The organism is Vibrio sp. Sgm 5 (assembly GCF_026241575.1).
Lineage (GTDB): Bacteria > Pseudomonadota > Gammaproteobacteria > Enterobacterales > Vibrionaceae > Vibrio > Vibrio jasicida.
In genome coordinates this window covers 1-13211 of sequence record NZ_JAPHPY010000085.1, presented here as the reverse complement: position 1 = coordinate 13211, position 13211 = coordinate 1, and the positions used below count along the sequence as shown (strand labels likewise).

The following is a 13211-nucleotide window of genomic DNA, read 5'->3' as shown; positions in this document are numbered from 1 at the left end:
GGTCTATCGGATTTTTACACACTGGTGGGATCGTTCAATTGATCAGTCTATTAATTTCTTAACTGATCGGCATTACCCCAAAGAGGGGTGCTTTTAAAATCAGTCTAACTGAAATGTTCGTATTAGTTGAACATTGCAGAGATTGACTCTTCGTTGCTGATACGACGAATCGCTTCAGCTAGCATGCGAGATAGGCTTAGTGTGGTAACTTTGCCAGTTGCAGCCATCTCTTTAGATAGAGAGATAGAGTCAGTTACGATAACTTGGTCAAGAACAGAGTTCTTGATGTTGTCTGCAGCGTTACCAGAGAAAACAGCGTGAGTTGCGTAAGCGAATACACGCTTAGCACCGCGCTCTTTTAGCGCTTCAGCTGCTTTACATAGTGTGCCACCTGTATCGATCATGTCATCAACAATCACACAGTCACGACCTTCAACGTCACCGATTAGGTTCATTACTTCAGAAACGTTTGCACGTGGACGACGCTTGTCAACGATAGCGATGTCGATGTCGCCTAGTGCTTTCGCTGTTGCACGAGCACGAACTACGCCACCTAGGTCAGGAGAAACCACTACTGGGTTTTCTAGACCACGAGATTGCATATCTTCTAGTAGTACAGGCGTACCGAAGATGTTATCAACAGGTACATCGAAGAAGCCTTGGATTTGCTCAGCGTGTAGGTCGATAGTCAGAACGCGGTCAACACCAACGTTAGATAGGAAATCAGCAACAACTTTTGCAGTAATTGGCACACGAGAAGAACGTACACGACGATCTTGGCGAGCGTAGCCGAAGTAAGGAATAACTGCAGTGATACGGCCTGCTGAAGCACGGCGCATTGCATCAATCATAACAACCAATTCCATTAGGTTGTCGTTAGTCGGTGCACAAGTGGATTGAATGATAAAAACATCGCTACCACGAACATTCTCGTTGATTTGAACTGCAACTTCGCCATCAGAAAAGCGAGAAACAGATGCATCACCTAGAGAGATGTAAAGACGATCAGCAATACGTTGGGCTAGTTCAGGTGTTGCGTTACCAGCAAATAGCTTCATATCAGGCACGGTGGAAACCTCGGGTTTGCGTCCAGTTTTAAATAGGTCGGTGTTGGGCTGATTGGTATTCAGCCAAAGTCTCTTTTAGTGGCGAGATATTGCGCCCTTGAGCGACAAATGCCGAGACATTATCAGAGAGTTGTGCAAGGATAGCTTTTGCTTCCGCTTTGCTTGAAAATTCAGCAAAAACGCAAGATCCTGTCCCCGTCAATCTTGACGGCGCGTATTGTAGCAGCCATGAAAGTTGCTTATCAACCTCTGGGTAGAGCATTCGTACAATTTTTTCGCAATCGTTTACGCTTGGCGTGTTTAAAAGCGTTTCTAAATCGCGTTTTGGCGTGTTTCGAGTCAAATCCGGATGAGTGAATATGTCGGCGGTTGCAATGGAAACATTTGGACGAACGACCAAATACCATTTCTCATCTGGATGAGCTGGCGAAAGTTTCTCGCCAACACCTTCCGCAAATGCGGCAAAGCCACGCACAAAAACAGGTACATCAGCACCAAGCGCAAGGCCGATTTCGGCTAATTCATCATCACTTAAGTGGGTTTGCCATAGGTAATTAAGCGCAACTAAGGCCGTTGCCGCATTAGATGAACCTCCGCCAATACCACCGCCCATAGGTAAGATCTTATGAAGATCGATATGTGCACCGTATGAGCAATTAGCGTAGCGTTGCAATGCTGTGGCGGCTTTCCAGATCAAGTTGTCTTTTAGAGGAACACCTTCAATTTCAGGTGAAATTGTGATCTCGCCAGAGCCATTCGCTTGGATGCTAAGTTCATCGCCGTGATCGACGAATTGGAATAAGGTTTGTAATTCGTGGTAGCCGTTTTCAGTTCGGCCATTGATATAAAGAAAGAGATTCAATTTCGCTGGTGAAGGCCAGCGGGTTGAAAATTCGATCATTGGGTGATGTTCCATTTTGTGATCACTAAATTAATTTTTACGTCTGCGGTACTTAGCTTGAGTTTGTTCGGTAATGGCAACGCTTGTTCGTGCCAGGCCACATCCCCATACCGTTGATACGCGATGTTCCAATCATTCGAGCCGATCTGTTTATCGAGCGCTTGTAACGTGTTGGTTGGTGAAAGCTGGAAAGAGTCTGCATCGGTTGGTAAGCCGAGTAGCCAATCTGGCATGTGGTCGACTGGCATCATCAAACCGGTCAAACGGAAAATGAGTTGGTTAGCATCACGAGCAGAGAGCACTTGGTCATCGTACGTTTCGACCGTCGCGCCTTGCGGGGTAATCGTGAGCTTTAATGCGGTTTGACCAAGCAGAGTGGTTAAGCGCAATTGACTTAAGGCGGAAGAATGCTTCCAGAAAAAGTTCAGGCTTTGTCTTTGATCAGGGCCAATGTAGCCAAGTTTGCCTGTAGCTTGAAAGTTATCAATGGTTTCCAGTCGCTGTTCGTGCGCTTGCCACTCTACGCTGGTGACACTTTCAGGAACAGAACTACAACCTGCAAGTACTATGCTCGATAAGAGCAAGATGAGAAAGGAGCGTAAGGTCATGTTTGATGGCTTATTAATCAGTTTCATCGGTAATCGCTCACAACTATAGCACTGAAAACAGAGACGAAGGAAAACAAATCCTGCTTACCCTTTCAATAAATGCGTGCTTACAGTAAAATTCTGAACCTATTTTATAACCGATCTCAGAGATACCACGTTAGATGTCCTTGCTTGCTATTGGAATCAATCACAATACAGCGTCTGTTGACTTGCGAGAGAAAGTGGCGTTCGGACCCGATAAACTGGGCCCAGCACTTGAGCAACTCAGAGACCATGAAGCCGTTAATGGTAGTGTGATTGTTTCAACCTGTAACCGTACCGAAGTGTACTGCGACGTAAAGCAAGGAGCGCGAAATAAGCTTATCGACTGGTTAGCCCAGTTCCATCAAGTTAATCAAGAAGACTTGATGCCGAGCCTTTATGTCCATGAAGAGCAAGCGGCGATTAAGCACTTGATGCGTGTTTCTTGCGGCCTTGATTCACTGGTACTTGGTGAGCCTCAGATTTTGGGTCAGGTAAAACAAGCGTTTTCCGATTCCCGAGATCATCAGGCGGTGGATACGTCGATTGATAAGTTGTTCCAAAAAACTTTTTCTGTCGCAAAACGTGTTCGAACTGAAACTGATATTGGTGGTAATGCGGTGTCAGTGGCTTACGCTGCTTGTACACTGGCAAAACACATCTTCGAATCACTTTCTGATTCTACGGTGTTGTTGGTGGGCGCCGGCGAAACCATCGAACTGGTGGCGAAGCACTTAGCCTCCAATGGCTGCAAGAAAATGATTGTGGCTAACCGAACCAAAGAGCGTGCATTGTTATTGGCAGAGCAATTTGGTGCTGAGGTGATCAGCCTGAATGAAATTCCTGACCATCTACCAAGAGCGGATATCGTAATTAGCTCAACAGCGAGTCCGTTACCTATCATCGGTAAAGGCATGGTGGAAACGGCATTGAAAAAACGTCGTCACCAGCCAATCTTGCTTGTAGATATCGCCGTGCCACGAGATGTGGAAGCGCAAGTCGGTGAATTGAGCGATGCTTACTTGTATTCGGTGGATGACTTACAGTCGATCATCGATAACAACATTGAGCAACGTAAAGTTGAAGCGATTCAAGCGGAAGCGATTGTTAGCGAAGAAAGTGCAGCATTCATGACGTGGATGCGCTCGCTGCAAGCGGTCGACAGTATTCGTGATTATCGTAAATCGGCGAACGAAATTCGTGAAGAATTATTGAGTAAGAGCCTACAATCATTGGCAACGGGCGCGGATCCTGAAAAGGTCCTGCGTGAGCTTAGTAATAAACTCACCAACAAACTGATTCACGCTCCTACTCGTGCATTGCAAAGTGCGGCCGAGCAGGGCGAACCAGCAAAATTAACGGTTATCCGCCAGACCCTTGGTTTGGATGATCTGTAACTCACGCTTTTTATTAAGAAAACGACACTATGAAAGCCTCTATTCTGACTAAGCTAGAAACGCTAGTAGAACGTTACGAAGAAGTACAACATCTTCTTGGTGATCCTGATGTAATTGGTGATCAGGACAAATTCCGTGCTCTATCAAAAGAGTACTCGCAGCTAGAAGAAGTAACTCAGTGCTTCCAAGCGTATCAGCAGGCAAAAGAAGATCTAGAAGCCGCTGAAGAGATGGCGAACGAAGACGACGAAGAAATGCGTGAAATGGCGCAAGAAGAGATCAAAGAAGCAAAAGAGGCGATTGAGCGTCTTACCGACGAGCTTCAAATCTTATTGCTACCAAAAGATCCAAACGACGAGCGTAACTGTTTCTTAGAAATCCGTGCGGGCGCAGGTGGTGACGAAGCGGGTATCTTCGCAGGTAACTTGTTCCGCATGTATTCTAAGTTCGCTGAGAAGAAAGGATGGCGCGTTGAAGTGATGAGCAGCAATGACTCAGAACAAGGCGGCTACAAAGAGATGATCGCGAAAGTGAGCGGCGATGGCGTTTACGGTGTGCTTAAGTTTGAATCAGGTGGTCACCGTGTACAACGTGTACCTGAGACTGAATCTCAAGGTCGTGTTCACACTTCAGCGTGTACCGTGGCAGTGATGCCTGAGATCCCAGAAGCGGACTTACCAGAAATCAAAGCAGCCGATCTGAAGATTGATACATTCCGTGCATCTGGTGCGGGTGGTCAGCACGTCAACACCACTGATTCTGCAATCCGTATTACCCACTTACCAACAGGTACAGTAGTAGAGTGTCAAGACGAGCGTTCACAGCATAAGAACAAAGCGAAAGCGATGGCAGTACTTGCTGCTCGTATCGTTCAAGCGGAAGAAGAGCGTCGTGCTGCAGAAGTCTCTGATACACGTCGTAACCTACTAGGTTCTGGTGACCGTAGTGACCGTATCCGTACTTACAACTACCCGCAAGGTCGTGTATCTGACCACCGCATTAACCTAACTATCTACCGTTTGAACGAAGTGATGGAAGGTGACCTGCAAAGCTTGATTGAACCAGTGGTTCAAGAGCACCAAGCAGACCAACTTGCGGCGCTAGCTGAGAACAACTAATCGATGAGCCAAGTTCAATCGATTGAGCAAGCACTGAAAAGTGCAACGGCAATTCTGACAGAAGGCGGCAAAGAGTCGCCTTCTCTCGATGCGGCTGTCCTCCTTTGTCACGTCCTAGGCAAACCAAGAAGCTACCTGCTCACATGGCCAGAAAGAGCATTAGAAGCGGAACAACAAGCTCAGTTTGAGATGTTGTTAGAAAGACGCATCGCAGGTGAACCAGTGGCTTACATCATTGGTGAACGTGAGTTCTGGTCTTTGCCGTTAAAAGTCTCCCCTTCTACCTTAATTCCAAGACCAGATACCGAACGTTTGGTTGAAGTCGCACTAGATAAAACCTTTGATCAGACCGGGCCGATTCTTGACCTTGGTACAGGCACAGGAGCGATTGCCTTAGCTTTAGCGTCTGAAATGCCAGCGCGTCAAGTGATGGGCGTGGATTTAAAACAAGAAGCAAAAGAGCTCGCAGAGTACAACGCGGCGCAACTAAACATTAAAAATGTGACGTTTGACCAAGGTAGCTGGTTTGAACCTATTGCCAGCGGAACAAAGTTTGCTTTAATTGTCTCCAATCCACCATATATCGACGAAAAAGACCCACACCTATCTCAAGGTGATGTGCGTTTTGAGCCAAAATCTGCTCTTGTTGCAGACGAGAATGGCTTAGCGGACATTCGATATATCTCCGATCTTGCTCGTCAATATTTGCAAGAGGGTGGATGGCTTGCTTTCGAGCATGGTTACGATCAAGGTGATGCAGTACGCGAAATCCTGACGAACTTTGGTTTCGAGCAAGTGATGACAGAAAAAGATTACGGCGAGAACGACCGAGTGACGCTTGGTTGCTTTAAGCCAAAATAATAACGAGCAAGTCAGCAGTAAACTTATAAAAGAGAAGAGAAATGTACGTAGCTCTAAAACACATTCACTTGGTGACGATCGCGCTGAGTGCAACACTATTGTCTATCCGATTTGCGTTGTTGATGATGAATTCTCCGAAACTCAACAATCGCTTTCTGAAAATTTTCCCGCATATTGTTGATACCGCGCTACTGCTATCTGGTATCGGTCTGATCATGGTGACCGGCTTTATTCCATTTACGGATGCCGCGCCTTGGTTAACCAACAAGATCACTTGTGTGTTGGCGTACATTGCTCTTGGTTTCTTTGCGATGAAGATGGCGAAGAACAAGTTGCTGAGAATCTTTGCTTTCTTCGGTGCTTTAGGCTGGTTGGTTATGGCCGCGAATATTGCCGTTTCTAAAAATCCAAACCTATTTGGGTAATCTTCATGCTTGAACTTTTTGACGAAGATTTTGACAACATCCCGTTGGTGGAAGGCGCCTTAGAGCTGAACCATTCCATTAACCCAGAAACCAATGTTCATTGGGCAAAACAAGAATTAGAGCGTCTGTACAAAGAAGCAGAAGCGACACTTGTTCATGAAACCGATGAAGAGCAACGCTTTGACTCATTCTTGCGCCTATTCTTCCATGAATGGGGATTTAAAGGGGATGAGCAAGAGTATTTTATCTCTGACAACAGCTTTATTGATAAGGTGCTAGAGCGTAAGAAAGGCATTCCAGTTAGCCTTGGTGCTATTTTGCTTTATCTTGGCAATCGTCTTGGTTTCCCGATGAAAGGGGTGACATTCCCAACTCAGTTCTTGATTAAGCTGGATTGGATGCACAAAACACCAGATTACATTAATCCGTTTAACGGTGAATACGTTGGCGAGAAAATTCTTCAAGCATGGTTGATTGGTCAAGAAGGTCCACTTGCGACGCTTAAACCTGAACATTTTGAAGAAGCCGATAACCCTACTGTCATTGGCCGTTGGTTAGCTTTGATTAAAAGCGCGATGCTGCGTGAAGAGCGCTACACACTGGCACTGCGTTGTACCAATCTTGCGTTGACGTTTGTACCTGATGACCCGTATGAAATTCGTGACCGTGGCTTTATCTTCCAGCAGTTAGAGTGTCTTCAGGTTGCCGCTTCCGATTTTGAGTACTTTATTGACCAATGCCCAGACGATCCGGCATCAGAGCTACTAAAATCACAAGTTAATGCGATGAACGAAAAGCACGTCACGCTTCACTAATTTTATCAATAGGCCGAAAGGCATATTGAGGACAGACAAAAGAGAATCAAAATGGAACAGAAAATCGTTAATATTGGCGACATTCAGGTTGCTAACGACAAGCCATTCACACTGTTTGCTGGTATGAACGTTCTTGAGTCTCGTGATCTCGCTATGCAGATCTGTGAGCACTATGTAAAAGTAACCGACAAGCTTGGCATTCCTTACGTATTTAAGGCATCGTTCGACAAAGCAAACCGCAGCTCTGTCCATTCATACCGTGGCCCTGGTCTAGAAGAAGGTATGAAGATCTTCCAAGAACTGAAAGACACGTTTGGCGTAAAGATCATTACTGATGTTCATACTGAAGCACAAGCTCAACCAGTGGCAGACGTGGTTGACGTTATTCAGCTTCCTGCATTTCTAGCTCGTCAAACTGACCTTGTTGAAGCAATGGCGAAAACAGGCGCGGTTATCAACGTGAAGAAACCTCAGTTCATGAGTCCAGGCCAAGTGGGTAACATTGTTGAGAAGTTCGCAGAATGTGGTAACGAAAACATCATCCTATGTGAGCGTGGCTCTTGTATGGGCTACGACAACCTAGTTGTAGATATGCTTGGTTTTGGTGTAATGAAAAACGCATCGAAAGGCAGCCCAATCATCTTTGACGTAACACACTCACTACAAATGCGTGATCCATCGGGCGCGGCATCTGGTGGTCGTCGCGAGCAGACGGTTGAACTGGCAAAAGCGGGCTTAGCAACAGGCATTGCGGGTCTGTTCATCGAAGCGCACCCGACTCCAGACCAAGCTCGCTGTGATGGACCATCTGCATTGCCTCTAGACAAACTAGAGCCGTTCCTAGCGCAAATGAAATCGCTAGACGATCTAATCAAGAGCTTTGCAGACATCGATATCAAATAATCGATCGTTGTTAATGTTTGAATGAAATGGTCAGCCCGCGTGCTGGCCATTTTTGTATCGACTATTCATTTAGCCTTATTATCCTTTTCTTGCTTCTTGCTTCTTGCTTCTTGCTTCTTGCTTCTTGCTTCTTGCTTCTTGCTTCTTGCTTCTTGCTTCTTGCTTCTTGCTTCTTGCTTCTTGCTTCCTTACCCCACCTTGATTATGTCTATAATCTTTTTAAATTTACGGCTGTTCAGTTCGCATAAGTAAAGTGCGTCGCAGAAACATGAAATCAATATGTTAGTGTTTTACACTATCTCAAGTTTTTGCGTCTCAATAAGTAAGAGTCGAGTTAGTTCTTCTCATTGAGCGTGCAATGCAGTGGACCCCAGACGATAAAAAGGTAAAACAATGAAGCAACGCCTGATTGTAAAAACCGCTTTAAGCGCCGCTATTCTGGCTATTTTAGCCGGATGTGCAACGCAACCAGCACACGAATGGAATGAAGATACAACGTACAAATTGACCGTACTGCACACCAACGATCATCATGGTCGTTTCTGGCAGAATAAATACGGCGAGTACGGCATGGCTGCGCGTAAAACGCTGATTGATGAACTGCGCGCAGAGATTCAAGCGGAAGGGGGCAGTGTGCTACTCCTATCAGGTGGCGACATCAACACAGGTGTACCTGAGTCTGACTTGCAAGATGCAGAGCCTGACTTTAAAGGCATGAGCAAAATTGGTTACGATGCGATGGCGCTAGGTAACCACGAGTTCGACAACCCACTAGAAGTGCTATTCAAATAGCAAGAGTGGGCAAACTTTCCGATGCTGTCTGCCAACATTTACGACAAAGAAACTGGCAAGCGCTTGTTCCAACCTTATGCCATGTTCAACAAGCAAGGCATCAAGATCGCTGTTATTGGTTTAACCACTGAAGACACGGCGAAGCTAGGTAACCCTGAATTTATTGGCGAGGTTGATTTCCGTGACCCGAAAGAAGAAGCGAAGAAGGTCATCGCTGAGCTAAAAGAAACTGAGAAGCCAGACCTTATTTTTGCAGTGACACACATGGGCCATTACGAAAATGGCAACCGTGGTGTGAATGCTCCCGGTGATGTGGCATTGGCTCGCTACCTAAATGAAGGTGACTTGGACATGATAGTGGGTGGTCACTCTCAAGAGCCTGTTTGTATGGAAGGTCCGAACGTCATCAAAAAGAACTTCATGCCAGGTGATGAATGTAAGCCTGATGTGCAAAATGGGACTTACATTGTGCAAGCGTATGAATGGGGTAAGTTTGTTGGCCGCGCGGATTACGAATTCCGTAATGGTGAGCTTTCTATGGTGAGCTACGATCTGATTCCAGTCAACTTGAAGAAGAAAATCAAAGTGAACGGCGAATCTCAACGTGTGCTGATTCAAGATGAGATAAACCAAGATGAGACATTGCTTGAGTTTTTACGCCCTTATCAAGAGCAGGGTCAAGACAAGCTCAATGTGAAGATTGCAGAATCGAATGGGAAACTTGAAGGCGACCGTAACGTGGTTCGTTATCAGCAAACCAATCTTGGCCGTTTAATCGCAACCGCGCACATGGAGCGAGCGAAAGCAGACTTTGCTGTCATGAACTCAGGTGGCGTGCGTGACTCCATTGAAGCCGGTGATATTACCTACAAAGACGTACTAACGGTACAACCGTTTGGCAACATGGTTTCTTACGTCGATATGTCGGGTAAAGAAGTCTTAGATTACTTAAATGTAGTCGCAGCTAAGCCCGTAGATTCAGGTGCTTATGCTCAGTTTGCGGGCATTTCTATGACTGTGGAAAATGGCAAGGTTTCGAACGTATTCATTGGTGAAAAGCAGTTACGCCTCGATGGCCAATACCGCTTTACCGTACCGAGCTACAATGCGTCAGGCGGTGATGGCTACCCGAAAGTAAATACGCATTCAGGCTACGTCAATACAGGGTTTACAGATGCAGAAGTGTTGAAAGAGTTCTTACAAACGCACAGTCCGATTGACGTAAATGAGTATGCCCCTTCTGGTGATATTGTTTACAAGTAAAAAGCGATTGACTCAAACTCGCGGATACCATTAACTTAAAGCGCTGCTACCGATAACGGAGCAGCGTTTTTTGTTTTATGAGGAGAATCTTGATGACTCCGGCCATTAATCTTGCGAAAAAGAAAAAAGTATCACACACCATTCACCAGTACGAGCACGACCCACGAGCGGACAGCTATGGATTAGAAGCGGCAGAAGTATTGGGACAAGATCCAAAGAAAGTATTTAAAACGCTGCTGTTCTGTTTGAACGGCGAGCCTAAAAACCTAGCCGTTGCCATTATTCCTGTCGACCAAAAGCTGAATCTTAAATTGGCAGCGAAAGCGGCGAAGGGCAAAAAGGCCGATATGGCCGATCCGGAAATTGCACAAAAGACCACAGGATATGTTGTTGGTGGGATTAGCCCACTTGGACAAAAAAAAGCGCTGCCTACCTTTCTACATGAAAGTGCAACAGATCAAGACACCATCTGCGTGAGTGCGGGTAAGCGTGGTTTAGAAATCGAGTTAGCCCCGAAAGATTTGCTGAGTTTAACTCGTGGTCAATTTGCACCGCTGTGCTTGTAAGTTGAAGACAAACAAAAAGGACGCTCATGAGCGTCCTTTTTTGATCTTACCATTCAGTGAAGCGTTATTTCTTCAGACTCAATGTGCCACCAGAACGTTTTGCAGGTTTGCTTGGCTTAGCGGCATTTGGGTTCATGTAATGCTGCTTAGGTTTACTCGGTGATTGAGGCTTTTCAGTTTTACCATATTCACCTTGAGGCTTAGTGCGTTCATTTTGTGGCTTTGCGTTGTAATGCTCTTTTGTTGGGCGTGCTTTTTCATCATCACGTTGACGACGCTGTTGGCCTTTTTTCGAATTCGGTGCATGACGAAATTCATCAGCATTGTTACCACGGAAAGTTCGTGTCTTCTGGTTACGACGAGCAGTAGAGTCTTGGTTTTCTTCACGGCTATCAAACAGCTTTGCGTCGGTCGCTTTACGAATATTACGCCCTCTAGAGTCTGTTTTTGATGCTTCTTCCGTACCCACTGAGCCTTCACACATTGCTAGGATCTCTGCCATTTCGTCGTCACTTAGGTAACGCCACTTACCATTAGGAATACCATCAAGTGAGATGTTCATAATGCGTACGCGACGTAGTTTGAAAACTTCGTAGCCTAGCGCTTCACACATACGACGGATTTGACGGTTCAAACCTTGTGTTAACACGATACGGAAAGAGAATTTGGTCTCTTTCTCTACTTTACAAGGCAGAGTCACCGTATCAAGGATCTTCACACCGCTCGACATCTGCTTAAGGAATTCGCCGGTGATAGGTTTGTCGACACGCACCACGTATTCTTTTTCGTGGTTGTTGCCTGCACGCAAAATCTTGTTCACGATGTCGCCATCGTTTGTTAGGAAGATCAAACCATCTGAAGGCTTGTCCAGACGACCAATTGGGAAGATACGCTTTTTATGACCGATGAAATCAACGATGTTGCCAGGGATATCACGCTCAGTGGTGCAAGTGATACCGGTTGGCTTGTTCAAGGCAATGTAAATTGGCTTTTCTTTTGCCGCAACGGGGTTGCCATCGACGCAAACATCATCACCAGGTAGCACTTTTGTGCCCATCTCTGGTTGTTGACCATTAATGGTGACGCGGCCTTGCTCGATAAGGCGGTCTGCTTCACGGCGCGAGCAGAAGCCCGTTTCACTGATGTATTTGTTTAAGCGTTTTGTGTTGTCTTGTGACATGTCGTCTCCTAACGTTTCACAACGGCGGTTAATTGAAGTGCCTTACTGCTAGATAAAGCAGCAAGACGAGATAAGGTCGGGCATTCTAGCACCGGGAGAGCGCTTAGCCTAACCGTTTTTGATGACGTTCTCGCGTCTCAAGCTTCTTCTCGGGGCTCTTTTTTAATAGAACGTACACAGCACCGCTGCCACCGTGAAATCGTTGCGCACTGTGTACACACTGCACTTCGCGGATTTGCTGCAACCAACTGCTGACATAACTTTTCATTAAGGCTGGTGGATTAGAACGTTCACCACGGCCATGCACTATTACCACGGTACGAATGTCCATTTTAATGCATTGCTTAAGGAATTTTACGACTTCATCACGTGCTTCTTTCAACGTCTTACGGTGTAAATCAAGACGAGCTTGTATCGGGTACTTGCCCAAACGTAGTTTACGATAGACACCGTCTTGTACGCCATCACGTTTGAACTCGATAAAGTCATCTGGTTTCAGCATTTCTGCATGGTCAATCGACAAGTATTCAGGATCGTCTTCAGTTAACCAAATTGCTGCCTCGCGTTTAGCAAGGTGTGCATCGGTAACTTGGTGAACCTTTTTGTGTTCGGCGGTGTCATTGCTGATTGGCTTTACATCGCCCATCATCTGTTGGAACAGATCAAAATCGTCATCGTGAGACATAACGGCAATCTCATAAAGAACAGGATAAGTAGAGACAATTATATCAAGGACGTGTGTGAAAAGATCAAATAAAAAACCGGAGCAGGCAGGTTACCAACTCCGGTGCAAAGCGTTTCTAGAGCTAAGCGAGATCTAGTGAGGAGATTTGTCGTTCATGATCTTGTAAATGAAGAAACCGCTGAAAAACAACATCAGTCCAATTGTCCCAAAGATTACTATCATTGACGATAGTCCCACCGCATTACCAAATAGGAGTTCAAGCCAAAAGTCCATGTGTTTCCTCCAAGATAGTTCCGACATGGACCAAACTAATAGGTGGTGCTTTTTTACACACTGATCTGGATCAATTATGTTGCCAAGGTTAATAGTCTGTATTTTATTGTGGGTTCTTAGTCACATTTCACGTGCTAGTGTTCAGTAATTCATCAAACGAATTAAGACATTAGGTTTTTTCGCAAAAAGCACTTGCGTCTCTCAAAAGAATCCGTAATATACGCATCCGTTGACGGGGATAAGTCCTCAGTTAAACATCTCGGTGAATAGCGCAGCTTGGTAGCGCATCTGGTTTGGGACCAGAGGGTCGGGGGTTCGAATCCCTCTTCACCGACC

13 protein-coding genes, 1 tRNA gene and 1 pseudogene are annotated in these 13211 nt (G+C 45.7%); 9 read left to right on the top strand and 6 right to left on the bottom strand.

What is annotated here, in order from left to right; genetic code table 11:
• Nucleotides 1–122 precede the first annotated feature (122 nt).
• The 3 genes from OQJ86_RS25205 to lolB are packed head-to-tail and all read right to left on the bottom strand — an operon-like array spanning nt 123 to nt 2603.
• A complete protein-coding gene (locus OQJ86_RS25205) occupies nt 123–1067 on the bottom strand; it encodes a ribose-phosphate pyrophosphokinase (protein ID WP_010446481.1) in 945 nt (314 codons plus the stop codon).
• Nucleotides 1068–1095: 28 nt separating this feature from the next.
• Nucleotides 1096–1968, bottom strand: coding sequence for a 4-(cytidine 5'-diphospho)-2-C-methyl-D-erythritol kinase (gene ispE, locus OQJ86_RS25200; protein ID WP_045395852.1), 873 nt, complete (start codon nt 1966–1968; stop codon nt 1096–1098).
• Nucleotides 1965–2603, bottom strand: coding sequence for a lipoprotein insertase outer membrane protein LolB (gene lolB / locus OQJ86_RS25195; protein ID WP_265991900.1), 639 nt, complete (start codon nt 2601–2603; stop codon nt 1965–1967). The genes ispE and lolB overlap by 4 nt, the downstream gene beginning before the upstream one ends.
• A gap of 134 nt (nt 2604–2737) precedes the next feature.
• Here lolB and hemA point away from each other — a divergent pair, with 134 nt between their 5' ends.
• From hemA to ybaK, 8 genes and pseudogenes are all read left to right on the top strand, one after another.
• A complete protein-coding gene (gene hemA / locus OQJ86_RS25190; RefSeq protein ID WP_038872799.1) occupies nt 2738–3994 on the top strand; it encodes a glutamyl-tRNA reductase in 1257 nt (418 codons plus the stop codon).
• 29 nt (nt 3995–4023) lie between these two features.
• Entirely contained in the window at nt 4024–5112 is a 1089-nt protein-coding gene (gene prfA, locus OQJ86_RS25185) for a peptide chain release factor 1 (protein WP_038872803.1), read from the top strand.
• Nucleotides 5113–5115: 3 nt separating this feature from the next.
• Nucleotides 5116–5973, top strand: coding sequence for a peptide chain release factor N(5)-glutamine methyltransferase (gene prmC, locus OQJ86_RS25180; RefSeq protein ID WP_265991896.1), 858 nt, complete (start codon nt 5116–5118; stop codon nt 5971–5973).
• 41 nt (nt 5974–6014) lie between these two features.
• Nucleotides 6015–6398, top strand: a complete 384-nt coding sequence (locus OQJ86_RS25175) for a SirB2 family protein (protein WP_038872806.1) — start codon at nt 6015–6017, stop codon at nt 6396–6398.
• Between the two features lie 5 nt (nt 6399–6403).
• On the top strand, nt 6404–7213 hold the full coding sequence (locus OQJ86_RS25170; protein ID WP_038872810.1) for a SirB1 family protein: 810 nt from the start codon (nt 6404–6406) through the stop codon (nt 7211–7213).
• Nucleotides 7214–7264: 51 nt separating this feature from the next.
• Complete coding sequence (gene kdsA, locus OQJ86_RS25165) at nt 7265–8116, top strand: 3-deoxy-8-phosphooctulonate synthase (protein ID WP_038872813.1); 852 nt, start codon at nt 7265–7267, stop codon at nt 8114–8116.
• 393 nt (nt 8117–8509) lie between these two features.
• Nucleotides 8510–10171, top strand: a pseudogene (gene ushA / locus OQJ86_RS25160) (bifunctional UDP-sugar hydrolase/5'-nucleotidase UshA).
• Nucleotides 10172–10263: 92 nt separating this feature from the next.
• Nucleotides 10264–10737, top strand: a complete 474-nt coding sequence (gene ybaK / locus OQJ86_RS25155) for a Cys-tRNA(Pro) deacylase (RefSeq protein ID WP_039977110.1) — start codon at nt 10264–10266, stop codon at nt 10735–10737.
• Nucleotides 10738–10801: 64 nt separating this feature from the next.
• On the opposite strand, the gene rluF is transcribed toward ybaK, so the two are convergent.
• From rluF to OQJ86_RS25140, 3 genes are all read right to left on the bottom strand, one after another.
• The gene (rluF, locus tag OQJ86_RS25150) at nt 10802–11917 is read right to left on the bottom strand and encodes a 23S rRNA pseudouridine(2604) synthase RluF (RefSeq protein WP_038872822.1); all 1116 of its coding nucleotides are present in this window, start codon (nt 11915–11917) and stop codon (nt 10802–10804) included.
• 103 nt (nt 11918–12020) lie between these two features.
• On the bottom strand, nt 12021–12602 hold the full coding sequence (gene smrA, locus OQJ86_RS25145; protein WP_265991891.1) for a DNA endonuclease SmrA: 582 nt from the start codon (nt 12600–12602) through the stop codon (nt 12021–12023).
• A 132-nt stretch (nt 12603–12734) separates the two neighbouring features.
• A complete protein-coding gene (locus OQJ86_RS25140) occupies nt 12735–12875 on the bottom strand; it encodes a DUF3149 domain-containing protein (protein WP_020198127.1) in 141 nt (46 codons plus the stop codon).
• A gap of 260 nt (nt 12876–13135) precedes the next feature.
• On the opposite strand from OQJ86_RS25140, the gene OQJ86_RS25135 reads away from it, so the two are divergent.
• Nucleotides 13136–13209 (top strand) — tRNA-Pro (locus OQJ86_RS25135).
• The last annotated feature ends 2 nt before the right edge of the window (nt 13210–13211 follow it).